The sequence below is a fragment of the Vibrio sp. genome, assembly GCF_050299255.1.
In the GTDB taxonomy this organism is placed as follows: domain Bacteria; phylum Pseudomonadota; class Gammaproteobacteria; order Enterobacterales; family Vibrionaceae; genus Vibrio.
In genome coordinates this window covers 57,756-83,302 of record NZ_JBNKVP010000003.1, presented here as the reverse complement: position 1 = coordinate 83,302, position 25,547 = coordinate 57,756, and the positions used below count along the sequence as shown (strand labels likewise).

General features: G+C 52.9%; 23 protein-coding genes. 12 read left to right on the top strand and 11 right to left on the bottom strand.

Features of this window, described 5'->3' with window-relative positions:
* Positions 1-603: 603 nt before the first annotated feature.
* Positions 604-1,221 (bottom strand): c-type cytochrome, encoded by a 618-nt coding sequence (locus tag ACQY6F_RS02165; protein ID WP_428771937.1) that lies wholly within the window; start codon positions 1,219-1,221, stop codon positions 604-606.
* Between the two features lie 148 nt (positions 1,222-1,369).
* On the opposite strand from ACQY6F_RS02165, the gene yihA reads away from it, so the two are divergent.
* A complete protein-coding gene (yihA, locus tag ACQY6F_RS02160) occupies positions 1,370-2,050 on the top strand; it encodes a ribosome biogenesis GTP-binding protein YihA/YsxC (protein WP_428771936.1) in 681 nt (226 codons plus the stop codon).
* 910 nt (positions 2,051-2,960) lie between these two features.
* On the opposite strand, the gene polA is transcribed toward yihA, so the two are convergent.
* The 3 genes from polA to hemB all read right to left on the bottom strand — a co-directional run bounded on the left by polA (position 2,961) and on the right by hemB (position 7,933).
* Positions 2,961-5,762: a DNA polymerase I gene (gene polA, locus ACQY6F_RS02155; RefSeq protein ID WP_428771935.1), complete on the bottom strand. Its 2,802-nt coding sequence runs from the start codon at positions 5,760-5,762 to the stop codon at positions 2,961-2,963.
* Between the two features lie 585 nt (positions 5,763-6,347).
* A complete protein-coding gene (locus tag ACQY6F_RS02150) occupies positions 6,348-6,788 on the bottom strand; it encodes an N-acetyltransferase family protein (RefSeq protein WP_428771934.1) in 441 nt (146 codons plus the stop codon).
* A 98-nt stretch (positions 6,789-6,886) separates the two neighbouring features.
* Positions 6,887-7,933: a porphobilinogen synthase gene (gene hemB, locus ACQY6F_RS02145; RefSeq protein WP_428771933.1), complete on the bottom strand. Its 1,047-nt coding sequence runs from the start codon at positions 7,931-7,933 to the stop codon at positions 6,887-6,889.
* 148 nt (positions 7,934-8,081) lie between these two features.
* Between hemB and ACQY6F_RS02140 the strand changes: the two genes are divergently transcribed.
* A complete protein-coding gene (locus ACQY6F_RS02140; RefSeq protein WP_428771932.1) occupies positions 8,082-8,843 on the top strand; it encodes a TatD family hydrolase in 762 nt (253 codons plus the stop codon).
* A gap of 70 nt (positions 8,844-8,913) precedes the next feature.
* On the opposite strand, the gene ACQY6F_RS02135 is transcribed toward ACQY6F_RS02140, so the two are convergent.
* Genes ACQY6F_RS02135 through ACQY6F_RS02120 form a run of 4 tightly spaced genes read right to left on the bottom strand, consistent with a single transcriptional unit; the run spans position 8,914 to position 12,076 of the window.
* A complete protein-coding gene (locus ACQY6F_RS02135; protein WP_428771931.1) occupies positions 8,914-9,474 on the bottom strand; it encodes a DNA topoisomerase family protein in 561 nt (186 codons plus the stop codon).
* 10 nt (positions 9,475-9,484) lie between these two features.
* Positions 9,485-9,958: a DUF494 family protein gene (locus ACQY6F_RS02130; RefSeq protein ID WP_428771983.1), complete on the bottom strand. Its 474-nt coding sequence runs from the start codon at positions 9,956-9,958 to the stop codon at positions 9,485-9,487.
* A 5-nt stretch (positions 9,959-9,963) separates the two neighbouring features.
* Positions 9,964-11,076, bottom strand: a complete 1,113-nt coding sequence (gene dprA, locus ACQY6F_RS02125) for a DNA-processing protein DprA (RefSeq protein ID WP_428771930.1) — start codon at positions 11,074-11,076, stop codon at positions 9,964-9,966.
* A gap of 10 nt (positions 11,077-11,086) precedes the next feature.
* Positions 11,087-12,076: a LysM peptidoglycan-binding domain-containing protein gene (locus ACQY6F_RS02120; protein WP_428771929.1), complete on the bottom strand. Its 990-nt coding sequence runs from the start codon at positions 12,074-12,076 to the stop codon at positions 11,087-11,089.
* Positions 12,077-12,214: 138 nt separating this feature from the next.
* On the opposite strand from ACQY6F_RS02120, the gene def reads away from it, so the two are divergent.
* The 5 genes from def to ACQY6F_RS02095 are packed head-to-tail and all read left to right on the top strand — an operon-like array spanning position 12,215 to position 17,919.
* Positions 12,215-12,736 carry a peptide deformylase gene (def, locus tag ACQY6F_RS02115; protein WP_428771928.1) on the top strand — a complete coding sequence of 174 codons (522 nt, stop codon included), beginning with the start codon at positions 12,215-12,217 and terminating at the stop codon, positions 12,734-12,736.
* Positions 12,737-12,762: 26 nt separating this feature from the next.
* A complete protein-coding gene (fmt, locus tag ACQY6F_RS02110; RefSeq protein WP_428771927.1) occupies positions 12,763-13,710 on the top strand; it encodes a methionyl-tRNA formyltransferase in 948 nt (315 codons plus the stop codon).
* Positions 13,711-13,768: 58 nt separating this feature from the next.
* Positions 13,769-15,046 carry a 16S rRNA (cytosine(967)-C(5))-methyltransferase RsmB gene (rsmB, locus tag ACQY6F_RS02105; protein WP_428771982.1) on the top strand — a complete coding sequence of 426 codons (1,278 nt, stop codon included), beginning with the start codon at positions 13,769-13,771 and terminating at the stop codon, positions 15,044-15,046.
* Between the two features lie 41 nt (positions 15,047-15,087).
* The gene (gene trkA, locus ACQY6F_RS02100; protein ID WP_428771926.1) at positions 15,088-16,464 is read left to right on the top strand and encodes a Trk system potassium transporter TrkA; all 1,377 of its coding nucleotides are present in this window, start codon (positions 15,088-15,090) and stop codon (positions 16,462-16,464) included.
* A gap of 9 nt (positions 16,465-16,473) precedes the next feature.
* Entirely contained in the window at positions 16,474-17,919 is a 1,446-nt protein-coding gene (locus tag ACQY6F_RS02095) for a TrkH family potassium uptake protein (RefSeq protein WP_428771925.1), read from the top strand.
* On the opposite strand, the gene trhA is transcribed toward ACQY6F_RS02095, so the two are convergent.
* A complete protein-coding gene (trhA, locus tag ACQY6F_RS02090; RefSeq protein ID WP_428771924.1) occupies positions 17,916-18,569 on the bottom strand; it encodes a PAQR family membrane homeostasis protein TrhA in 654 nt (217 codons plus the stop codon). The genes ACQY6F_RS02095 and trhA overlap by 4 nt on opposite strands.
* A 78-nt stretch (positions 18,570-18,647) precedes the next feature.
* Positions 18,648-19,442 carry a sporulation protein gene (locus ACQY6F_RS02085; RefSeq protein ID WP_428771923.1) on the bottom strand — a complete coding sequence of 265 codons (795 nt, stop codon included), beginning with the start codon at positions 19,440-19,442 and terminating at the stop codon, positions 18,648-18,650.
* 290 nt (positions 19,443-19,732) lie between these two features.
* Between ACQY6F_RS02085 and ACQY6F_RS02080 the strand changes: the two genes are divergently transcribed.
* The 5 genes from ACQY6F_RS02080 (at position 19,733) to ACQY6F_RS02060 (ending at position 23,581) form a co-directional block, all read left to right on the top strand.
* Complete coding sequence (locus ACQY6F_RS02080; protein WP_428771922.1) at positions 19,733-19,900, top strand: hypothetical protein; 168 nt, start codon at positions 19,733-19,735, stop codon at positions 19,898-19,900.
* A 112-nt stretch (positions 19,901-20,012) separates the two neighbouring features.
* Positions 20,013-20,279 carry a YihD family protein gene (locus tag ACQY6F_RS02075; RefSeq protein ID WP_428771921.1) on the top strand — a complete coding sequence of 89 codons (267 nt, stop codon included), beginning with the start codon at positions 20,013-20,015 and terminating at the stop codon, positions 20,277-20,279.
* 218 nt (positions 20,280-20,497) lie between these two features.
* Entirely contained in the window at positions 20,498-21,916 is a 1,419-nt protein-coding gene (ccoG, locus tag ACQY6F_RS02070; protein WP_428771920.1) for a cytochrome c oxidase accessory protein CcoG, read from the top strand.
* Positions 21,917-21,963: 47 nt separating this feature from the next.
* Complete coding sequence (locus ACQY6F_RS02065) at positions 21,964-22,950, top strand: serine/threonine protein kinase (protein ID WP_428771919.1); 987 nt, start codon at positions 21,964-21,966, stop codon at positions 22,948-22,950.
* Positions 22,951-22,981: 31 nt separating this feature from the next.
* A complete protein-coding gene (locus ACQY6F_RS02060) occupies positions 22,982-23,581 on the top strand; it encodes a thiol:disulfide interchange protein DsbA/DsbL (protein ID WP_428771918.1) in 600 nt (199 codons plus the stop codon).
* Between the two features lie 200 nt (positions 23,582-23,781).
* Here ACQY6F_RS02060 and ACQY6F_RS02055 read toward each other — a convergent pair whose 3' ends face one another.
* The gene (locus tag ACQY6F_RS02055) at positions 23,782-25,527 is read right to left on the bottom strand and encodes an amidohydrolase (protein ID WP_428771917.1); all 1,746 of its coding nucleotides are present in this window, start codon (positions 25,525-25,527) and stop codon (positions 23,782-23,784) included.
* Between the last annotated feature and the right edge of the window lie 20 nt (positions 25,528-25,547).

The window sequence follows — 25,547 nt, the reverse complement described above, 5'->3', positions numbered from 1 at the left end:
GGTCGCCCTATCGCTTTCTAACTGTCACTGAGTGACATTAAATCGTTGCACCGATATATGTGTGCACCAATGTTCCCTTTGTTTTTCGTGCTTTCCATGCAGTGGTGTTGTTTGTCATCGTCCTGATGAATTTTGCTCGTCCACTCACTTCCTGTTACTGGGCCCGTCCCGGGCCGGATCCTTTGCTTTGTCCTTACCTTTGGACAACTCGACCATCCTTATCATGCCAGCGTCCTGCTCGCATTGCTCCATTTCCGACTATCAAACTACCCTGTTTGCATCCCTGGAGACCAGCCTGGTCTTACTTCCTGTCTCGACGCCCTGTCGATGAGTACACTTTAGTCGATTACGCCCGGCGTACAACCCGCCTGACAAAAAAAAATACCACCAGTGAAAGTTAATTTAATTAAATTATAAATTTCATAACGTTACAGAATTCCATTTGCTCTTTTCTGATCCAAATAGGGCAAATCTCTTACAAACTTTATGGCATTTTTATCCCGGCCATCAGATGGACCGGTGTGATCCGACCGGCAAGAAAAAACCCCGACCTGTGGCCGGGGCTTTTTCTACAACATTGCTCGAAGGTTATCGGTGTTTCTATTAGTGCAGGCCGCCAACGTATTTAGACAAGACTTCAATATCTTTGTCGGTCAGTTTTTTCGCGATATCACGCATCATGGCGTTCATATCGTTGTTACGATTACCATCACGGAACTTAACCAGCTGGGCTTTGATATAGTCAGCATGTTGACCCGATACTTTCGGGAAACCGGACAACTCAGTACCGTTACCGCGCGGACCATGACAAGCGATACAAGCGGTCAGACCACGCTCTGCATCACCGGCAGAATAAAGGGCTTTACCCGCATCCACCACGTCTTCCGGAGTGGTGTTACCACTCATTGGCAACGATCCGTAGTAGGCGGCCAGATCAGCCATATCTTGCTCAGACAGCGGCATTGCCATACCACTCATCACAGGATCATAGCGACCTTGCTGACCATTACTGGTCATGCCGAGTTTCAGATCTTTCAACTGCTTTTCAATGTACTTAGGGTGCTGACCCGCCAGTTTAGGGTACATTGCCATTTGGCTGTTGCCGTCTGCACCGTGGCAGCCAGCACAGGTTGTTGATTTTGCTTTACCAGCTTCGATGCTGCCTTGGGCCCACACAGTGCAGCTGGCTAAAAGACTCAAAATTAGCGCTAATTTCTTCATGACATTCCATTATAATTATCAAGCTTCCGGTACCACGAAGGATAAAGACTCGTGATACAATAGGCGACCTTATGCCGAGCACGGTTATTTTACACAAATTCACAAAAAAGTAATCAATCGACTACACAAAGTCGAGATGGAGTTAACAGTGAGCGTAAAAATTCATTATCAAAACACGCATTTCATTACCAGCGCGCCGGATATTCGCCATCTTCCAGAAGATGAAGGTATCGAAATTGCGTTCGCCGGCCGTTCGAATGCCGGTAAGTCTAGCTCACTTAACCGGTTAACCAACCAGAAGAACCTGGCAAAAACCAGTAAGACTCCCGGCCGGACTCAGCTGATCAACCTGTTTAAGGTCACCGATGGCTGTCATATCGTCGACCTGCCAGGCTATGGCTTTGCCCAGGTGCCACTGGAAATGAAGAAAAAATGGCAAAAGTCGCTCGGTGAATACCTGCAGCAGCGTCGCTGTCTGAAAGGGCTGGTGGTGTTGATGGACATTCGCCATCCGATGAAGGATCTCGACCAGCAGTTAATTTTCTGGGCGGTCGACTGCGATATACCGGTTCAGGTGCTGTTGACCAAAGCAGACAAACTAAAGCAGGGTGCGCGTAAAGCCCAGGTGCTGAAGATCCGTGAAGCGGCGATGGCGTTTGGTGGTGATGTGAAAGTCGATGCGTTTTCTTCGCTGAAAGGCATCGGCGTCGATGTGCTGAGAAACCGGCTTGATGCCTGGTTTGCGCCAGCCTTATTGGCTCAGCAGGAGCTGCAAGACGCCCCCCTGGCGGAAATACCAGCGCCCCCAGAAAGCAACGATAACAAATAAGCCTGACTCGATTGCTATTCACAGCCTCGCGAACTTCGCGGGGCTGTTCTGTTTTGCCCGCAGGTAAATCTTGCAGATACCTACTCCCACCCTCTCGCCACGACGCACTCACTGAGCCGCGGAAAAATCACTACAACTCTAATGGGGTCACACTGGCTTTTAATACGATAAGGGTCGGGAGACGGAGAAGGTTGCCAAGAATCGGCATCGCTGGCAGACAGCAATCCCCATCCGCTGGCGATAAAAATCCCCACCATCCTGGCGGGGCAACGGGAGAGAAATAGGAGGTAATTATTATTATGCTGTAAGGATTCACTATTCCCGGCTATTTTTCAACTTTGGCCAAAAACGCTGCTTCACTCGCAAAAACCACTCTAAGCCACTAATTTTATGCGTCTTTTATTCAAAGCCACTCGCACCGCATCCAAATTTTTAATTTGAATTTGTGACTTAAAAAGCAAAAGTGAAAATGAATATTTATTACAACTTTGTTTCAAAATACCAACACGACAAAAATGTGTCAGAAAAACAGAACAGGTGGAATGGCGACGCGGTGAATATAGGGAAACGGCAGGAAAACATGGATTTAACTAATTGAAATATGACAACAAATATAAATTCAGCCCAATAAAAAACGCCCCAGTCAAAATCTGACTGGGGCGGCTGAATCAGCCTAATCCAATAACGTGAAACAAAAGGTCTGAAAGATAGAACATCTTACCTCTGTACCCTACGCCGTTAAATGTACAACATATGATCAGAAAGTAAAAGCCTTTTTGTAGTTTTTTTTCAGTATTTTTTTATTAAACTACATTAACCCCTTCAGTTGTCAGACCTTTTGCTCTGGCCAAAAAAAGCCAGCGTTTGTGCGCTGGCTCATATAATTTGGCTATATTGGGTCAAAAAATGACTAGTGAGCCTGATCCCAGCTATCGCCATGACCGGCTTCCGCAATCAGAGGCACTTTAAGTTCCGCCGCCGACTCCATCAATTGTTGTATTTTACTTTCAATTTCGGCCAATGCGGATTCTTCTACCTCAAATACCAGTTCATCGTGCACCTGCATCAACAGCCTAACCCGGCCTTGTCCTTGATCCTGAATCCACTGGTCCACCAGCAGCATGGCTTTCTTAATGATATCCGCCGCAGTGCCTTGCATCGGCGCATTGATCGCCGCCCGCTCTGCCGCTTTACGACGCATGCCATTGCGCGATTTAATTTCAGGCAGGTGCAATCGGCGGCCAAACAGAGTTTCAACATAACCCTGTTCCGCCGCGGTGCTACGGGTATCTTCCATATACTGCATCACTCCCGGATAGCGCTCAAAATAGGTATCCATATAGTGCTGAGCCTCTGAACGAGGAATCCCCAGTTGCTTGGCCAGCCCAAACGCGCTCATACCGTAAATCAGGCCAAAGTTAACCGCTTTAGCCCGGCGACGCTGTTCACTGCTGACCTGGTCGATAGCGACACCCAGGATCTCAGCCGCCGTCGCCGCATGGATATCTTTACCTTGCTGGAAAGCGTCCAGCAGCGCCTGGTCTCCGGACAGATGAGCCATGATACGCAGTTCGATCTGGGAATAGTCGATCGCCATGATTTTGTAGCCGGCTGGTGCCACAAACGCCTGGCGGATTCGGCGGCCTTCCTGATTGCGGATCGGGATGTTCTGCAGGTTCGGATCGGTCGAGGACAGTCGCCCGGTCGCCGTCACTGCCTGGTGGTAAGAGGTATGCACCCGGCCGGTCTGTGGATTGATCATCTTCGGCAGCTTGTCGGTGTAGGTCGACTTGAGCTTGGCCAGGCCGCGGTATTCGAGGATCAGTTTCGGCAATGGGTAATCCAGCGCCAGCTCCTGAAGCACTTCTTCATTGGTTGACGGGGTACCAGACGGAGTCTTCTTGACCACCGGCAGGCCCATTTTCTCAAACAGAATCGCCTGGAGCTGTTTCGGCGAACTGAGGTTAAACTCCTGCTCCGCCAACTGAAAAGCCTGTTGCTCCAGCTCATCCAGCCGGATTGCAATCTGTTGCGACTGCTGACCAAGCTGGTTGGCATCGATCAGTACCCCGGTGCGCTCCATGCGAGATAATACCGGCACCAATGGCACTTCAATATCATGGTAAACCGATTTCAACTTGCTGTCGGCGGCTATATTGGCATACAGGCGATGATGCAGCCGCAGCGTCACATCCGCATCTTCTGCGGCATATGGTGCGGCTTCTTCCAGCTCAATCTGGTTGAAGGTTCGCTGATTTTTGCCCTTGCCGGCGATCTGCTCAAAGGAGATACAGCTGTGCTGCAAAAACCGCAGTGCCAGGCTATCCATATCGTGCTTACCGCCGACACTGTTGTAAACATAGGACGCCAACATAGTGTCGTGGGCAATACCCTGCATCTCGATCCCGTAGCGGGCCAGCACGCTGGCGTCGTATTTCAGGTTCTGACCGACCTTCGCCAGCTCAGGGTCTTCCAGCAGCGGTTTCAGCTTAGCCAGTACCCAGTCGCGATCGAGCTGCGCTGGTGCTCCCAGGTAGTCGTGTGCCACCGGAACGTAAGCCGCTTCGCCCTCTTCTATCGCAAAGGAGACACCAACCAGGTTAGCCACCATATAGTCCAGGCTGTCGGTTTCAGTATCAAAGGCAAACAACGACGCCGACTGGAGCTTTTCCAGCCATTGATTGAAACTGGTTTCGTCGGTGATGGTCTGGTAGTGGCTGCGATCGATAGTGACCGCACTGTTGTCGATATCCTGATGACTCGCGCTGCTGTTAGCCGACGCGGGGTTGCCGCCTGATGCTTGCTGGTACGATTGCACCACCGGACTGTTGCCTTCCAGCAGCTCGTTTAACCAGGATTTAAATGCCAGCTGGCTGTACAGTTTCACCAGCAGATCCTGGTCTGGCTCAGCTTTATGCAGGGTGTCCGGAGCACACTCCAGTTCCACATCCAGTTTGATGGTCGCCAGCTGGTAAGAGAGGTAAGCGTTGTCTTTATTGTCGACCAGCTTCTTCGCCATGGTTTTCGAACCGCGAAAGCCGAGCGCGGCGATCTCATCCAAACGCTGGTATAACTGATCAATCCCGCCGATCCCTTGCAAAAGAGCGGTAGCGGTTTTATCACCGACGCCCGGCACGCCAGGGATGTTATCGACTTTATCGCCCATCAGTGCCAAGTAATCGATGATGAGTTCAGGTGGAATACCGAACTTCTCTATCACCCCTTCGCGATCCAGCACCACGTTGGTCATGGTATTGATCAGCGTGACGTGATCGTTGACCAGCTGTGCCATATCTTTATCACCGGTACTGATCAGCACCGGCGTACCCGCCTGAGATGCCTGGTGGGCAAGGGTACCGATCACGTCATCCGCTTCTACCCCTGGTACCGAGATCAGTGGCAGACCCATGGCCCGAATCAGTTCATGCAGCGGTTCAATCTGACAGCGAAGGTCATCCGGCATCGGTGGACGATGAGATTTATATTCCGGATACAAGTCATCACGGAACGTTTTACCTTTTGCATCAAATACCACGGCAATACGTTCCGATGGGAACTGACGCATCATGCTGCGCAGCATGTTCACCACACCGTACACCGCGTTAGTAGGGATCTCGCCGTTACTCATGGTGCCCGGGTAGGCATGAAAAGCACGATATAAGTATGAAGAACCGTCGATAAGGATCAGAGGATTGTCAGGTATTTGAGCCATAGTGTTTTGCTATCCAACAAGAAATCGAGTTTGATCTGCTAAGAATGCCACGTCTCGATCATCGATGCCATGCGGGAGTCGATCAGTGAGTGACATAGATAACGATAATTCTTGCTATTTTCCTCCCCCGCCTGTGGATAACTCTGTTTATATAATTTACCCCCAAGTTGCGCAAACGATGCAACTCAACACAAATTCAACCATAAGGCATTGTTTTTAAACAATGTATTTTATGATCGTTAAGGTTAACGATGATCAAAAACCGATCCTGCCATGTGGAAAAGACTACCGGGATCTTTTTGTTCTCCGGTTGTATCAGGCAAATAAAAAAGCGACATCCGAAGATGTCGCCTAGCAAAATCTGGTGAAACCGGGTAAATCATCCGCCCGGAAATACCACCGCTATAAAATACACTGGAAGCAATGTGAGCAATGTCGTGTCACAAAGAATCGGTCCAGCCTTTAACTCGCTGATGGCTATCAATAACTTGATAGCAAAAGAGTTATCTCGGCGGCTGATTCCCTAAGACAACTTGATAGTAATAATTCTCATTTACATCGTCAAGCATTAAATGAGAAAAAGTCTCATTTAATTTTATCCAGTGCTTTTATAAAGTGGATTCGTGACTCCTCTAACGGCTGATAGGGTTCAAAGTGGTGAATCTGATAGCCGTTTCTCAGCAGCAGGCGCAACATTGCGGGAAAGCGATTACGGGATTTTACCGTTAACCAGCGATAGTCTTGCTCGGCCGCCCAGCGCTGCTGGTGATCCAGCAATAGCTGGGCGACACCGGTATTGCGTGCCAAAGGTGCAACACCGCCAAGCCAGCTGTAAAAGGTCTGCTCATCCTGCTGATAGCCGATCTTAAAACCCAGCAGCTGGCCATCCTGTTCCGCCACCAACACCAGCTGTTTTTTTCCTGCTAACCTGGCCGCTAAACTGGCCTCACTCTCTTTTTCCACAAACTCGTCAATGCAGTTCACCACCTGTACCACTTCAGCCAGGCTACCGGTTCGAATCTTCATAGTTACCTGCCCCAAAAAATAGTGACCTAATCAAAAAAATAGTGACCCTAAACAAAAAAGGCCGGCACAAGGCCAGCCTATCGCAGACAGAGCAGGCGTTAGTCTTCCGGCACCAGATGCTGCGCAGCTTGTGCGTTGTCCTGTGCCAGCCACTCTGCCACATCTTTAGCAAAGTAGGTCAGGATACCGTCAGCACCGGCACGCTTAAAGCACAGCAGTGATTCCATCACCGTATCACGCTCGCTTAACCAACCGTTGGCAAACGCCGCTTTGTGCATCGCGTATTCCCCTGAAACCTGGTAGGCAAAGGTGGGTACCTGCAGTTCGTGCTTCACCCTGCGAACCACATCCAGATACGGCATACCTGGCTTAACCATCACCATGTCCGCCCCTTCGTTGATGTCCATCGCCACTTCATGGATGGCTTCATCGCTGTTGGCAGGATCCATCTGGTAGTTTTTCTTGTTGCCGCCTTTCAGGTTGCTGGCCGAGCCAACTGCATCACGGAACGGGCCGTAGTAACTTGACGCGTATTTGGCTGAATAGGCCATGATTTGGGTATGAATGTGACCGGCTTCTTCCAGAGCCTGACGAATCCGGCCAATCCGGCCATCCATCATATCCGACGGCGCCACCACATCCGCGCCCGCTTCAGCGTGAGAAAGTGCCTGTTTTATCAGCACTTCGGTGGTTTCGTCATTCAGTACGTAACCGTCATCGTCGATGATGCCGTCCTGGCCATGGGTTGTGAACGGATCCAGCGCGACGTCAGTGATGACGCCAATTTGCGGTACGTTCTGTTTCAGCAAACGTACTGCCCGTTGTACCAGGCCTTCCGGGTTGTACGCTTCAGTCGCGCACAAGCTTTTCGCGTCCTGGTTAACGACCGGGAACAGGGCGATAGCCGGAACGCCGAGATGGGCCAGATATTCCGCCTCTTCCAGCATCAGATCGATAGACAAGCGCTCAATACCCGGCATGGACTCCACCGGCTCGCGGCGATCTTTCCCCATCAGGATAAACATCGGGTAGATCAGGTCGCTGACCGACAGTTGGTTTTCCGCCATCAGGCGGCGGCTGAAATCATGCTTACGCATACGACGCATACGGCGTCCTGGGAACTGACCTTGAATAGATACAGACACTGTTCTCTCCTTGTCTGGGGAAATGCTTGGCGAAATCATATCACTCTTGGTCTGATTCGCTATAGGCCGGCAAGAAAAATGCGAAAAATGACCCAAGGCTCACATTGCCGTATACTCAGCAACGAACATCCAGCAGAGAAACCTTGCCATGATTGACAGCCACGCCCATATCTACGCCAGCGAATTTGACCAGGACCGAGATCAGGTGGTTGAACGCGCACTGGCACAGGGAATTGAAAAAATTCTTCTACCCAACATAGACTTAGAATCTATCCAACCCATGCTGGATACAGAAGCACGCTACCCGCAAGTCTGCCGTTCTATGATGGGTCTGCACCCCTGCTATGTCGATCAGCAGGTAGAACAGACACTGGATACCATCCATTCATGGTTTGCCAGGCATTCGTTTATCGCGGTGGGTGAAATAGGTATCGACCTGTACTGGGATAAAACCTACCGGGCCGAACAGGAGTATGCCTTTATCACCCAACTGCGCTGGGCCAAACAGTTATCCCTGCCTGTGGTGATTCATACCCGGGATTCGATTGAAGAAACCCTGACCCTGCTGGAGCAGGAACAGGATGGCTCTCTGTCCGGCGTGTTTCACTGCTTTGGCGGCAGCGTTGAAGAGGCCCGGGCGATCAATCAGCTCGGTTTCCATCTCGGCATTGGTGGCGTTTCGACATTTAAAAATGGCGGCATGGATAAAGTGATCCCACACCTGGATATGGAGAAAGTGATCCTGGAAACCGACTGTCCTTACCTGGCTCCGGTACCACATCGCGGCAAACGCAATGAACCGGCCTATACCCAGATGGTTGCCAACCGAATCGCAGAACTGCGTCAAATCACACCCGAACAGGTGGACAAGATTACCAGCGCCAATACCAAGGCACTGTTTGGTCTATAACCGCGGGGTTTTCTTTATCATCGGAGGAATAGGGGTTTTGCCCTGACACTCTGCGCTGAGATGCACCAGGTTACTGCTGCTGGTGCTGGCATTTGCGGTCAGCACACTGCAGCGTCTCACCATTGGCGTTTTTTTTGCGCACCAGCAGAGGAAACCCACAGGCCTGGCACTGGCCATTGACCGGCGGCTGATTGACGGCAAACTTACACTTGGGATAACCATTGCAGGCGTAGAACGTCTTACCAAAACGGTTTTTTCGCTCCACCAGCTGACCGGTGCGGCATTCCGGACACGGAAACGAATCGTCACTCGTTTCCGGTTCGGCGTTAAGTGATTCGATATGGTGACAAGCGGGGTAATGGCTGCAGCCGATAAACATGCCGTAACGGCCCTGGCGCAGCACCAGTTCGTGCTGACACTCAGGACAGGCAATGCCGAGCGTTTTGACAATATGACCATCGTTCTGGTGCAGCGGACGGATGTAGTCACAAGCCGGGTAGTTGCCACACCCCAGAAAAGGGCCCAGTTTGCCATGACGAAGTTGCAACTCACCGCCACATTGTGGACAGGGTTCGTGCTCCAGCGCATGCTCATGGGCCGCAAACAACTGATGATCGATTTTTCCGCTCATAACCGCTTAATTAATGGAGAATACCTTGTTCTTTGCTGTACAACAGTTCTTCCATTAACGTATACGCGTTTTCATTCCCTGGTACGTTGAACAGCACCATCAGGATAATCCATTTCAGATCATCCAGTTCAAACTCATTGGTTTCCAATCCCATCACCCGGTCGATCACCATCTCACGAGTTTCCGTGGTCAGCACACTGACCTGCTCCAGGAACAACAGAAAACCACGACACTCCATATCCAACCGTTCCATTTCCGAGCCGGAGTAGATACGGGTTGAACGGGCGTTACCCACTGAAATGGCATACTGGCGGTCGCTGTGTTGCAGCGCGGCCAAGTCTTCCAGCCAGGTCAGAGCTTTAAGTATGTCTTTTTGATGGAAACCTGCCCGCAGCAGCTCTTCTTCCAACTCATCTTGATCCACTTGCAACTCAGCATCGCTATGGATGTAAGTTTCAAACAGATACATTAAAATATCCATCATCATAGCTAGCCCCTCCCCTTACGAATATAGCCACCAGAAACTGCAACAACATGCCCTGAAAGTTCAAGCTCTAAAAGCTGCATCATGACTTCATGGACGGGTATATTGGTACGACTGGCCAGAATATCAACTGGTGTCGCCACACTTCCTACGTTAGCTAACAGCGAGGCAAATGGCAATTGCTGATTATCTTCAGCGGCAATAAAAAGCGATTGCTGAACCGGTTGATGCTGTTTTGACCAGCTGACCAGGGTATCAATCTCTTGCAGGACGTCCTCCACCTCCTGAACCAGGCAAGCACCTTGCTTGATCAGCCGGTTGCTGCCACGTGCAATGGGATTGTGAATGGAACCGGGCAGAGCAAACACATCCCTGCCCTGTTCGCCAGCATAACGCGCCGTGATCAAAGAACCGCTCTTTTCCGCCGCTTCTACCACCAGTACCCCGGCACTCAGGCCACTGATGATTCGGTTACGGCGCGGGAAATGGCTGGGCCGGGGCACCGCCCAGGGAGGAAACTCAGACACCAGTGCGCCGGACTCGACGATACGTTCTGCCAATGGGCGGTGGCGGGCCGGATACAGTTTATCCAGCCCCGAACCCAACACCGCGATGGTACGACCGCCCGCGTCCAACGCTCCCTGGTGAGCCTGACCGTCTATGCCGAGCGCCAGGCCACTGGTGATAACCAGGCCATGGGAGGCCAGCGCTTGAGCAAACTGATGGGCGACCTGGCGGCCGTCGATACTGGCGTTGCGACTGCCGACCATCGCCAGCTGAGGCAAGCTGAGCGTATCCAACTGGCCAGCCACAAACAGCAGCGCAGGCGGCGCCGCGATCTGTGCCAGCAGAGCCGGATAGCCCGGGGATTCTCTGGTGACAATATGATGTTGCGGACTCTGCTGCTGCCATGCCAGGCAGCGCTCAACCAGCGGCGGAGCCTTGCTCTGAATAAAAGTGATCTGTTCGTCGCTCAGCCCCAGCATAGTCATCTGGCGCCGGTCGTAGGTTAGTAAGTTTTCCGCCCGGTCCACCGCCAGCAGCTGCTGGAGCCGTTGGCCGCCCAACTTTGGAGTCAGGCTGAACGTGAGCCAGGCGCTAAACTGTTGTTCGGTCATTGATTAAAACTCAATGCGCCTGCAACCGGGCGTTGGGTTTGATCGGCCTCAGGCTGTGTTCGATCCTTGCCAGACTGAAATAGTCATAACTGCGCAGCACAGTTAACAGGCCAATTTTGCCCGCCAGGCGGGATGGTTCCGCATCGCTGTCGCTTGGACTGGCCGGCACAATATCAAACCGGCTGCCGGTCTGGAGCCCGTCTGCCAGGCCGCGATCCAGCACCAGCCAGCCCTGAGTCTGAGATAAGTGGCGAGCGTTGACACTACCGATAATACTGACCTGCTGCGGCGCAGCAAGCTGGAGTGGTAACCGTGGCGGCTCGCTCCGAGGCGGCAACGACAGCACCAGATCGCCGCGGCGAATCTCCTGCCTGACCCGGCTGACCGCCATACGCGAGGAGGTCTCACCGCTTTGGATCGGCTCAACATCGGCGATCCGCACCAGGGCAATGACCTGATATGAACCGCGCTGAAACTGCCCCATCTGACGGTAAACCGCGCCTTTGTCTGCGTCAAAACGGGCGATGGTGGTGATATCGCCCAGTCCGGACAACAGTTCTCGCTCATCGTCGCCTGCCGCCACTTTCACCGCCTGGGCGATGCGCTCAGGTGACAGCAGAATAACCTCTGCTGATAACTCTGCCGCGTTTTCGGTGCCGACAGTCGGCTGAAAGTGGATGGTCGGCCGCAACTTTCGCTGTCGCTGGACAGTAACGGGAGAAGATAAAGATACACCGAGGGAGGAAAGATGCAGTGTTGTGCCAGGGTAAATCAGATCGGGATCATCAATGTGCGGATTGAGTTTCCACAGCGCCGGCCATTGCCAAGGGTCCTGCCAGTGCTGAGCGGCGATATCCCACAGGGTGTCCCCCTTGGATACCTGATGTTGAGCGGCCGCTGGTTGTGCAGCCAGAGCGGTTCCAGAGCTCAATACCATCAGTAGCAGCGATAGCATCCGCAGCCGATTGCGCATAAACAGGGAAGCATTTTCTGGCAACATGACGCGATTTTCCTGGTCTAAGGTTAATATGAAGGACGATTAATCACGCTGGGATGCTGTCATTTAGCTGGTAAAATGTCTAGAATTGAGCCAACAGGGCAAGACCCGATTCGGCACAGTTCAATAATTTGAGTGTATATGTCTGTATTACAAGTATTAACATTCCCGGATGAACGCCTTCGTACCGTGGCAAAACCGGTCGAAGCCGTCACTCCTGAAATTCAAAAAATCGTCGAAGACATGTTAGAAACCATGTACGACGAAGAAGGTATCGGTCTGGCTGCAACTCAGGTCGATATTCACCAACGCATCGTGGTGATCGACATTTCTGACAGTCGTGACAAACCGATGGTGTTCATCAACCCGGAGATCATCGAAAAGCATGGTGAAGACGGCATTGAAGAAGGCTGTCTGTCCGTGCCTGGCGCGCGTGCGCTGGTACCTCGTGCGGCAGAAGTGACGGTCAAAGCGCTGGATAAGCATGGAGAAGAATTTACCATGCACGCCGATGACCTGCTGGCTATCTGTATTCAGCACGAGCTTGACCACTTACAAGGTAAGCTGTTCGTCGACTACCTGTCACCACTGAAACGAAAACGTATTCAGGACAAGTTGATGAAAATAAAGCGTTACAACGAAAAACAAGCCAACCAAGCTTAATTTCTCCCAAGTAAAGGAAGCCTACCTTGAGCAAGCCATTACGTATTGTCTTTGCTGGTACTCCGGATTTCGCCGCCCGTCACCTGGCGGCGTTGTTGTCTTCGGAGCACGAGGTGATCGCGGTGTACACCCAACCCGATCGCCCGGCCGGCCGCGGTAAGAAACTGACCGCCAGCCCGGTCAAGACCATCGCACTGGAACACCAGGTTCCGGTATATCAGCCGGAAAACTTTAAAAGCGATGAAGCCAAACAGCAGCTAGCGGATCTGCAGGCCGACATCATGGTGGTGGTGGCCTATGGGCTGCTGCTGCCACAGCCGGTACTGGATACGCCTAAGTTGGGCTGCATCAATGTCCACGGTTCGATTCTGCCGCGCTGGCGCGGCGCGGCGCCGATCCAGCGTTCGATCTGGGCCGGCGATCAGGAAACCGGCGTGACCATTATGCAGATGGATATCGGCCTGGATACCGGTGATATGTTGAAAGTCGCCCGTCTGCCTATCGAAGCCAGCGATACCAGCGCCAGCATGTACCAGAAACTGGCCGAACTCGGCCCGGTTGCCCTGCTGGACTGCCTGAGCGACATCGCGGCCGGCAGTGCGGTGGCGCAGAAACAGGACGATGAGCTGGCCAACTACGCGCAGAAACTGAGCAAAGAGGAAGCACGTATCGACTGGAGCCAGGACGCAGCACAGATTGAGCGTTGTGTACGGGCATTTAACCCCTGGCCAATGAGCCATTTTGCCGTGGCCGACAACAGCATTAAAGTCTGGCAGAGCCGGGTAGATGCGCAAACCAGCGATAAGCCGGCCGGAACCATACTGCGAGCCGACAAAACCGGTATCTATGTGGCCACCGGTCACCAGGTGCTGGTATTGGAGCAACTCCAGATCCCAGGAAAAAAAGCCTTACCGGTACAGGATATCCTTAATGCCCGTGCCGCCTGGTTTGAAGTCGGCAGCGTGCTCAGCTGACAGTCTGTTTAAGAACTTTTAGAGGGCAGAGATGCCCTCCCAAATTGGATATGAAATTATGAATGTGCGTGCCGCTGCCGCCAACGTCCTGTTCAACGTGGTCGATAAAGGCCAATCCCTCTCTTCCGCGCTCCCTGCGGCGCAACAATCGATAAAACCCCGCGATCAGGCCCTGCTGCAGGAGATCTGCTACGGCGCCCTGCGCTACCTGCCGCGGCTGGAATCGATTGCCAATCAACTGATGGATAAGCCGCTGAAAGGCAAACAGCGCGTATTTCACCACCTGATCCTGGTCGGCTTATATCAGCTTGGCTGGATGCGCATTCCGCCCCATGCCGCGGTCGCAGAGACGGTCGAGGCGACTAAGACGCTGAAAGGACCACGCCTGAGAGGCCTAATCAACGCGGTACTGCGCAACTATCAACGCAACCAGGCAGAGCTGGATCAGCAGTCGGTCAGCCACGATGCCGGCAAATATGGCCATCCGAGCTGGTTACTTAAGTTGCTCAAGCAGGCCTACCCAGAGCAGTGGCAACAGATAGTGGAAGCCAACAACAACAAAGCGCCGATGTGGCTTAGGGTCAATCGCCGCCATCACACCCGCGATGAATATTGCGCGCTGCTTAATTCTGCAAACATAGATCACCAGATCCACCCAGAAGCCGAAGACGCCATAAAATTGGCCACCCCATGCGATGTCAAACTGCTGCCCGGGTTCGACCAAGGCTGGATATCGGTGCAGGATGGCGCGGCACAACTGTCGGCCGACTACCTGCAACCTCAGTCTGGTGAACTGATCCTGGACTGCTGCGCCGCCCCAGGCGGGAAAACCGCCCATATTCTGGAGCGCTGCGATGCCGAAGTGGTGGCGATCGACAGTGACCCGAAACGGTTGGAGCGGGTGGAAGATAACCTGGCCCGACTGCAACTGCAGGCGCAAGTTATTTGCGGTGACGCACGTAAACCACAAGATTGGTGGCAAGGAAATCAATTTGATCGCATTCTACTCGATGCGCCGTGCTCCGCGACTGGGGTGATCCGTCGTCACCCGGATATCAAATGGTTACGTCGCGCCGACGATATCGAGGTGCTGGCAGAACTGCAAAGTGACATCCTGGATGCCATGTGGCAGCAACTCAAACCCGGCGGCACGCTGGTGTATGCGACTTGCTCGATAACGCCGCAGGAAAACAGTCAACAGATTATACGCTTTTTGCAACGTCGCGAAGATGCCGAACTGATCGGCTCAGAACCGGCCACCCCGGGGCGACAAATCCTGCCTGGTGAACAGGATATGGATGGTTTCTACTATGCGGTACTGCGTAAGTCCGCCTGAACCACGCGGATAATCACAAGGAAAGAACAAGAGAACAGGCTATGAAAATCATCATCCTTGGCGCCGGACAAGTCGGCGGCACGCTGGCAGAAAACCTGGTGGGTGAAAACAACGACATCACTATTGTCGACAAGGACAGCGACCGGCTGCGCGAACTGCAGGACAAGTATGACCTGCGGGTGGTCAACGGCTATGCCAGTCACCCCAATGTGCTGCATGAAGCCGGAGCGCAGGATGCCGACATGCTGGTGGCGGTAACCAATACCGACGAAACCAATATGGCCGCCTGTCAGGTCGCTTTCAGCCTGTTCAATACCCCAAACCGTATCGCCCGGATCCGCTCACCGCAGTATCTGGCGGAAAAAGAGGCGCTGTTCCAGTCTGGTGCGGTACCGGTGGACCACCTGATCGCACCGGAAGAGCTGGTCACCAGCTACATCGAGCGCCTGATCCAGTATCCGGGTGCCTTGCAGGTGGTCAGTTTCGCCGACCAGAAAGTCAGCCTGGTGGCGGTAAAAGCCTATTATGGCGGTCCGCTGGTGGGCAATGCCCTGTCGGCACTGCGCGAACATATGCCGCACATCGATACCCGGGTCGCGGCGATATTCCGTCAGGGACGGGCGATTCGTCCGCAGGGCACCACCATAATCGAAGCGGACGATGAGGTGTTCTTCGTCGCCGCCAGTAACCATATCCGCTCGGTGATCAGTGAACTGCAACGGCTGGAGAAAACCTACCGCCGCATCATGATCGTCGGGGGCGGTAACATAGGGGCGTCACTGGCCAAACGGCTGGAGCACACCTACAGCATCAAGCTGATCGAACGCAATTACCAGCGGGCGGAAAAACTGTCTGAAGAGCTGGAAAACACCATCGTATTCTGCGGTGACGCCGCGGATCAGGAACTGCTCAACGAAGAGAACATCGATCAGGTCGACGTATTTATCGCCCTGACCAACGAAGACGAAACCAACATCATGTCTGCCATGCTGGCCAAGCGGATGGGGGCGAAGAAAGTGATGGTGCTAATCCAGCGCAGCGCTTACGTCGACCTGGTGCAGGGCGGCGTGATCGACGTGGCCATCTCACCACAGCAGGCGACCATCTCTGCGCTGCTGACCCACGTACGCCGGGCGGATATCGTCAACGTTTCCTCTCTGCGCCGCGGTGCCGCCGAAGCGATCGAAGCGATTGCCCACGGTGACGAAACCACCTCTAAAGTGGTCGGCCGTGCCATCGGTGACATCAAACTGCCACCGGGCACCACCATAGGCGCAATCGTGCGTGGTGAAGAAGTGCTGATTGCCCACGACCGCACGGTGATCGAGCAGGATGACCACGTGGTGATGTTCCTGGTCGACAAAAAATACGTGCCGGACGTGGAAGCCCTGTTCCAGCCGAGTCCGTTCTTCCTGTAGGGCCCCGAGATGGTCAACTTTCGTCCGGTCATGTTCGTTATCGGGTTAGTGCTTTCCAAGCTGGCCCTGTTTATGTACGTGCCGACCCTGGTGGCGTTTTTCTCCGGTACCAGTGGCTTTATCGATTTTGCCCTGGCGGTAGTGATCACCCACCTTGTCGCCTTCATCTGCCTGACCATAGGCCGGACAGCGAAGTTTACCCTCAGCGTGCGCGATATGTTCCTGATCACCAGCCTGGTCTGGACCATTGCCAGCGCGTTCGCCGCGCTGCCGTTCGTGTTTATCAACCACATCAGTTTCACCGACGCCTATTTTGAAACCATGTCCGGCATTACCACCACCGGCTCAACGGTACTCAGCGGGCTGGACGATATGGCCCCCAGTATCCTGTTGTGGCGCTCTATCCTGCAGTGGCTCGGCGGAGTGGGCTTCATCGTGATGGCGGTGGCGGTGCTGCCGATGCTCAACGTCGGTGGTATGCGGCTGTTCCAGACCGAATCGTCCGACTGGTCAGACAAAAGTAGCCCGCGCGCCAAAACCGTGGCAAAAAATATTGTGGTGGTCTATCTGACCCTGACGCTGCTCTGTCTGCTTGGCTACCTGTATACCGGCATGACCCTGTTTGAGGCGATCAACCACTCGTTTACCACCCTGTCGACCGGCGGCTATTCGACCTCGGACGGCTCGATGAATCACTTCAGCAATGGCAGCCATTGGGTCGCGACTTTGTTTATGTTTCTCGGCGGGCTGCCGTTTCTGCTGTTTGTCTCGGCGTTGCGTAAACGCAGCCCGAAAGAGTTACTCAACGATGCCCAGGTGCGCGGTTTCTTTTATCTGGTTGCCGGCACCAGCGCTGTGGTCGCCAGCTGGCTGGTACTGCGTGACGGTTACACCTGGCCCAATGCGTTGCGGGTATCGATGTTTAACATTATTTCCGTAGTGACCACCACCGGCTATGGCCTGGAAGATTTTACCGCCTGGGGCGCATTGCCCACCACCCTGTTTGCCTTTCTGATGATGGCCGGTGCCTGTTCCGGTTCTACCGCGGGTGGCATTAAGATTTTCCGCTTTCAGATCGCCATGACCATGCTTAACAAGCAGATGATGCGATTGATCCACCCTTCCGGCGTGTTCGTGCAGCGTTACAACCAGCGGCCGGTCAATGAAGATATTGTCCGCTCACTGGTGGCGTTTGCACTGATGTTTGTCATTACCATTATTCTGGTTGCCGCAGGGTTGAGTGCGATGGGGATGGATCCTATCACCAGTATTTCCGGCGCCATTACCGCAGTCGCGAACGTCGGTCCCGGTATGGGCGATGTGATTGGGCCGACCGGTAATTTTGCCCCGTTACCCGACTTGGCCAAGTGGCTGCTCAGTCTGGGGATGTTGATGGGCCGACTGGAAATCCTGACTTTATTGGTGCTGTTCTTCCCGGCCTTCTGGCGTCGTTAAACCGGCTGAATATAGAGATAAATGGCCAGGAAGTGGCAGGCGCTTCCGGCCAGCACAAAGCCATGCCAAATCGCGTGATTAAACGGAATCCGTTTGGCCACATAAAAAATCACCCCTAGGGTATAGATCACCCCGCCGAGCGCCAGTAGGGTCAGCCCACCGACAGAAACGTGCAGCGCCAGCTGATAAACCACCACCAGCGACAACCAGCCCATCATCAGGTAAGTCAACAGCGACAACCGCTTGAAATGATAGAAAAAGGCGATTTTCATCAGGATACCGACCAGGGCCAGCATCCAAATCACTATCATCAGTCCGAATGCCAAGGGAGTGCGCAAACCCACCAGTAAGAAAGGGGTATAACTGCCGGCGATCAGCAGATAGATGGCGCAGTGGTCAAAGGTTTTCAGCGCCCGTTTCACCTTTTGATGAGGGATAGCGTGGTACAAGGTGGACGCCAGAAACAGCAAGATCAAGCTGCCACCATAGACACTCATACTGGTAATGGTTAGGACATCAGCCTGTAGGCTTAAAGATTTCTGCAACAGCAGCACCAGCCCCACGATGCCCAGTATTAAACCGATGCCGTGGGTGACTGCGTTGGCGATCTCTTCACCGACGCTGTATTGTGTTTGAGAACGCGTTTCCATACCAAACTCCAGTGATTCACTCTGTCGCAGTATGGCACATTTTAGCTTACACGTGTAAGCTAAAATTTTATAACAAGGCTAACTTGTTGATTCTAAATAATCTAGCACCTGTTGTCCGGCTTCTTCACCAGGCGTGGTGGCCGCGATGGTCAACTGACGTTTTAACTCACCCATACCGAGCAAACTCGCCAGCATCCCTTTTGCACCACGGCTATGGCGATCAATCTCAAACCAAAGCTGCAATTCTGTATCGCTTCGATAGGCCACCAGCTCCAGTTCGCGCCACCGGCCGTGATAAGGCCCGTCGACCGGAACAAATTCAAACTCCTGGACAAACGGCAGGGCAAAACCGTCCACCGCTTCGCACTCCACCTGGCGGATACGCAAGCCCTGTTCTTCCAACGCCGTCAGAATGCCGTCCATCAACGGATCCGGCCGCACGGTCAGGATATCTTTGTCGCTCGGGTCCAGTGCCATGGCAATATCCAGGCTGGTATCCAGCCACACTTTGGCATCCCCTATGGTCACCGGGGTATTCCAGGGCACATCCAGCTCGATATCGAAGTCACGCTGCTCGCCCGGCTGAATGGTAAACGCGTACGGGAGGCTCCAGTCGGCCAGCGCATAAGTCTGATGGACACGTTTCATCGGCCCCTGATCGTGACGAGCATCGTTGTCGGCCGGAACTTCTTTGACATAGCGACAGCATAACTTCAGATCAATATTATCAATCGCCTGGGCACTTGAGCCGCCATAGACATGGATAGTGACCGTGACCTTCTGACCCGGATACAGCACTTCCTGCTTTAAAACGGAATCGACTTTGGCCGATCCAATACCGAAACTGGCGAGGGTTTTCTTGAAAAACGACATACACACCTCCTCTGCAAAACCCCATCTTAATCTGTTTTTTGACCGTAACTCAATCGACGATTTTCAGCATTGGTGAGGGGCATAGCATATTTAATTGATCACATATCGATCTGTCACAATGTTGGTGCTAATCTAGGCAGTGATATGTACTACATATCACTATCCCTGAATAGCTTATTGGATTGGCTGACGCCAGAAGAGCTAAACTTCAATCAGACGAATGGAGCCCAACTCATAACTATTCAGGCCATTACATTGGCAATGGATATGCCTGGCAGTTAGGTACCTTTATGCGACCAACAGCAGTCAGGTTCTCGCACACCAACACCAGTGCAATGCGTCGCCGCAGTGGCTTTGTCACCGCTCCGAACGCAAAAAACGCCGCGCCGGCAATGACTTTGGCAGAGAAAAATGCACGAATGCAGGCTTCTTCCTCCAAAGCCAGCCAAGCAGCTTAATCAAAAGCGCAGTTATCTGCGCTTTTTTATTTGCGCTAACTTTCTCTTACCAAGCGATAGTGGTTTTGTTACCTTTAGCCGCATAACCAGAATCTTAGTGTGGAGAAAACCGATGAAATGCCATCGTATTGAAGAATTGCTCGAACTGCTGGAACCGGAATGGCACAAAGAGCAGCAACTCAACCTGGTGCAGTTTATTCGCCTGCTGGCCGACGAAGCGGGCTATCAGGGTGACCTGGAGCAACTGACCGACGACGTACTGATCTATCACCTTAAAATGCGTAACAGCGGTAAAGATGAAATGATTCCGGGGCTGAAAAAAGATCAGGAAGAGGACTTCAAGACCGCGATCCTGCGCGCACGCGGCATAATTGACTGATCTATAGACAATAACGTCCCCGAAGTAACCAGACTCCGGGAAGAGACCGAGTTAACAAAGGGAGAGGAGAGTAAAGCTTTTCTCTCCCTTTTGGTTGTATAATCGCCAACCAGCAACTGCTTACTATAACGATCCTGAGATCACTCGGGACACCAAAGTAATGTCACCTGAGCGCAATCGCTAGAAGTTGCGCCCGATAGCCCAAGAAGGAAACCTCCATGAGTCAGGATAAGATCGACGTCAAAGATGTGACTCCAAAAACCTTTAACCCTAAAGCTCACAAGAGTAAGGGCGACCGGTTTAATCCCAGTAACCGTATCTACGTACGTGACAGCAAAGGCACGTTCCAGAAACTGCGTCGCTACGGTGGCTGGTTCCTACTGGTGTTGTTTGCCGGTATTCCCTGGCTGCAATACGGCGATCGCCAGGCGATCTTACTGGATATCGGCAACCAGCAGTTTAATTTCATCGGCACCACCCTTTACCCACAAGATCTGACCCTGCTGGCGCTGCTGTTTATGATTGCCGCATTCGGACTGTTTTTTATCACTACCTTCCTCGGCCGGGTCTGGTGCGGCTATCTCTGTCCGCAAACGGTGTGGACCTTTATGTACATCTGGTTTGAAGAAAAACTGGAAGGCAGCGCCAATAAACGCCGCAAACAGGACTCCGGACCGCTTACCGCTAACCTGGCGATGCGCAAATCGGTTAAACATCTGGCCTGGTGGATGATCGCCCTGGCGACCGGCTTTACCTTTGTCGGCTATTTTGTTCCGGTGCGCGATCTGGTGGTGGACTTCTTTACCTGGCAAGCCAGCTTCTGGCCGGTGTTCTGGGTGCTGTTTTTTGCCGGCTGTACATATGCCAATGCCGGCTGGATGCGCTCGATCGTCTGTATCCACATGTGCCCGTATGCCCGTTTCCAGTCTGCTATGTTTGATAAAGACACCTTTATCGTCGGCTACGATGCGGAACGCGGTGAAACGCGCGGGCCACGTTCACGTAAAGCCGATCCTAAACAGCTTGGCCTCGGCGACTGTATTGACTGCGACCTGTGTGTCCAGGTCTGTCCGACCGGCATCGACATCCGCGATGGTCTGCAGTACGAATGTATTAACTGCGGCGCCTGTATCGACGCCTGTAATACCACCATGGACCGGATGGGGTATAAACGCGACCTGATCAGCTACACCACCGAACACCGCCTGTCGGGACACCATACCCATATTATGCGGCCAAAACTGCTCGGCTACGGTGCAGTACTGCTGTTGATGATCGGACTGTTTTTCGTCCAGGTCGCCTCGGTCGATCCGGCCGGGCTGTCGGTACTGCGCGATCGTAATCAGCTGTTCCGCATCAACGCCGCCGGGGAGATTGAAAATACCTATACCCTGAAAGTGATCAACAAAACTCAGCAAGTGCAGCAATACCAGCTGGATGTAAAAGGGCTATCCGATGTGTCCTGGTATGGTAAGCAGACCGTCGAGGTGAATCCGGGCGAGGTACTCAGCCTGCCGATGAGCCTTGGCGTCGATCCGGACAGTTTATCCACGCCAGTAGCGACGATTGAGTTTATACTGTCTGATAATGATGATTTTACCATTGAAGTGGAAAGTCGCTTCATTAAGAAGCTGTAACTGACTGCTCAACAACGGAAAAGGCTCAGCAATGAGCCTTTTTTATTATGACTGAACAAGCATTTAATTTTGCCGGCCTGACCCCAGATTTCATGTGGTATGCGCTGGAAAGCATCGGTATTCGGGCTGAATCCGGATTTCTGCCTCTCAACAGCTATGAGAATCGCGTTTATCAGTTCAGCGATGAAGAGCGCCAGCGCTACGTGGTGAAGTTTTACCGCCCTAACCGCTGGAGTCAGGCCCAGATCCAGGAAGAGCATGATTTTGCCCTGGAGCTGGAACAAGCCGAGATCCCAGTCGTGGCACCTGTGGTTTTGCAAGGTGTCAGTCTGCACCAGTATCAGGGTTATCTGTTTACCCTGTTTGCCAGCGTTGGCGGGCGCCAGTTTGAGGTGGACAACCTGGAACAGCTCGAATGGGTCGGCCGCTATTTGGGCCGGATCCACCAGGTTGGCCAGCAGAAAACGTTTCTCCATCGTCCGACACTGGGACTCGACGAATACCTCTATCAGCCGCGCACCGTACTGCAGCAGTGCGATTTTATCCCACCGCACCTGCAGTCGGCATTCTTCAACGATTTAAACCTGCTGATCGACCAACTGGAACAGTCCTGGCCAGCAAGCCAGCAAACTATCCGCCTGCATGGCGACTGCCACCCGGGCAATATAATGTGGCGTGATGGTCCGATGTTCGTCGATCTCGACGATGCCCGCAACGGCCCTGCAGTGCAGGACCTGTGGATGATGCTCAGCGGTGATCGGCATGAAAAACTAACCCAACTGGACATTCTGTTGGAGGGTTATCAAGAGTTTTGTCAGTTTGATTGTAACCAATTGAAACTTATTGAGCCTTTACGTGGTCTACGTATGGTGCACTATATGGCATGGTTAGCAAAAAGATGGCAAGATCCTGCTTTCCCGCTGGCATTTCCATGGTTTAATGATGCAAAGTATTGGGAGAACCAAGTTCTGGCTTTTAAGGAACAAATTGCGGCGCTGGCCGAGCCACCGCTGACACTGATGCCGCAATGGTAAAAACGTACCGAGATTAATTTTGGAGTAATAGATGAAAAAGCTGTTTGCATTAGTTGCCACTCTGATGCTGAGCCTGTCGGCCCACGCCGCCAGCTTCTCAGAAGGCGAGCATTACAAAGTGTTAGATCTGGAAAAATCAAAAACACCGCTGGTCACCGAGTTTTTCTCGTTCTACTGCCCGCACTGTAATAACTTTGAACCTGTTATCAAGCAGTTAAAGAGCCACCTGCCGGATAATGCCAAGTTCCAGAAGAGCCATGTCTCCTTTATGGGCGGCGCGATGGGTAAGTCGATGGCCAAATCTTACGCCACTATGGTTACGCTGAAAGTGGAAGACACTATGGTGCCGGTCATGTTTGACCGCATTCATAACCTGCGCAAGCCACCAAAAAATGACAAAGAACTGAAACAGATTTTTACCGACCACGGTGTAGACGGCAAAAAATTTGATGCGGCATTTAACGGCTTTGCGGTCGACTCCATGGTGCGCCGGTTCGATAAACAGTTTAAAGACAGCGGCCTATCTGGCGTACCCGCGGTCGTGGTCAACAACGTTTATCTGGTTCAGACTCAGTCGATCACCAGCATGGATGAGTACTTCGAGCTAGTCAATTACCTGCTGAAGAAATAAACCAGACCAGCCCATACGGCTGGTCAGATAGCAAAATCCGAGTACAGCGACTGCACTCGGATTTTTTGTATCTGGTGCCCACGCTCAGGCAGGCTGATGCCGCGGTCTTCTTAGTTGTGCATTCGAGAGCCAGCCAAGGATTAACGGCATAAAAAATGCCAGTCAGCCTAGCTGACCGGCATGACACCGTTGGTTAGCTGTTAATTTTTTGCCAACGCATCCGGCTTCTGGTATACCGCTTCGCCGGCCAGCCAGGTGCTGGTGACAGAGACGTCGTTCAAGTCACGGAATCCCTGCGCAGGCAGGCTGCTATCGAGAATCACAAAGTCGGCGTACTTGCCGGGAGTGATACTGCCGATCTGGTCTTTCCAGGCGGTCAGGTTGGCCGCACCCTGAGTATATGCATGCAGCGCCTGCTCAAAGGTCAGGGCGTTCTTGCCGCCATCCCATTGGTGCATCTGGCCATCGTGGTAAATGCTTTCTCGGGTCTGAGCGTCTTGCAACTGGGCCAGCGGATTAAATGGCGAGGTCGGCCAGTCGCTGCCCAGCGCCAGTTCTACCTGGTTATCCAGCATGGTTTTCCATAGATAGGCTTCGGTTTCGGTGCGGTGCTCACCGACACGATCGATAACGTAAGCGCCGACACAGCAGTTGGCGTGGCGTGGCTGCATCGAAGCACCAATGTTGTGCTGCTTCATACGCTGAATATCATCTGCGGTGATCAGCTCAATGTGTTCCAATCGGTTAGGTACGCTGGTCGCTATGCCCTGGGCGCTGGCATAAGCATCAATGGATTCTGCTACGCCGCGGTCGCCGATGGCGTGAATAGAGACCGGCATATTTGCTTTATTGGCCTGCTGAACCGCGGCACTGAGCATTTTAGGCGTAACAATATGCTCGGCTTGCGCTTCTGGTTTGTCGGCGTAAGGCAACTTGAGTAACGCAGTATGGGTAGACAGCACACCATCAATCATAAACTTGATGTAGCCCAGTTCGAGCTGTGGTCCCCGGTCACCGTGCTCTGCAGTATAGGCAGCCATACGCTCAGCAAATGTGTCTCGATCGGCCAGCGACTGCTCGATAAAGTCAGGTTCTCCGGTCATAAAGGCACCTTGCCAAACACGCAGGCTCAGGTCACCGTCATCCAGGATCTGTAGGAATGGCTGGTAGCCCAACGACATATCGTGGACCGAGGTAATACCCAGCGAGTTAGCCAGTTTGATGCTGGCTTTGAAGCCTGTCATCGGATCTTTAGCATCAGCCATCGAAGGGTGGCGCATCATACCGAAGGCGGCACTTTCATACAAAATGCCATTGACTTCGCCGTTGTCATCCAGGCCGATTATGCCGCCGTCAGCCACTTCGCTGTCTTTGCTCATCCCGGTTACTTCAAAGGCTTTGCTGTTTACCCAGGCGGTGTGGTGGTCGATATCCCACAGCAGAACCGGATTATTGGGGGCGACGCTGTCAAGCATCTGGATAGTGGGCAGTTGACCACCTGGCACCAGCAAGTGGTTCCAGGCTCCGCCGAGCAGCCATTGGCCAGGCTCCATAGTGGCGACTTTGTCTTTAATGATGCGCAGCCATTCCTGCTGGTCGACGATGTCACTCAGGTCGACACCGGTGGCCAGGCTCATGCCTTCACTAATGTGCGTATGGCCGTCAATCAGGCCTGGGGTGACAGTCTTGCCCTGGGCGTCGATGATCTGGGTAGTGTCGCCAACATAGGCTTTTATCTCGTCGCTACTGCCCAGTGCCAGAAACTTGTGGTCTTTCACGGCAAACGCTTCCACGCGAGGACTTTGCGGGTCAACCGTGTAGACATCACCGTTGAGCAATACCAAATCAGCGGTTAGTTGAGGTGTGGTGTTTGTGTCGGCGCAACCACTTAATGCTGTGGCCGCACCAATCAACAGCGCTGCTGCCGTCTTAGTAAAATGTTTCATTTAATCTTTCCTGTTTTATT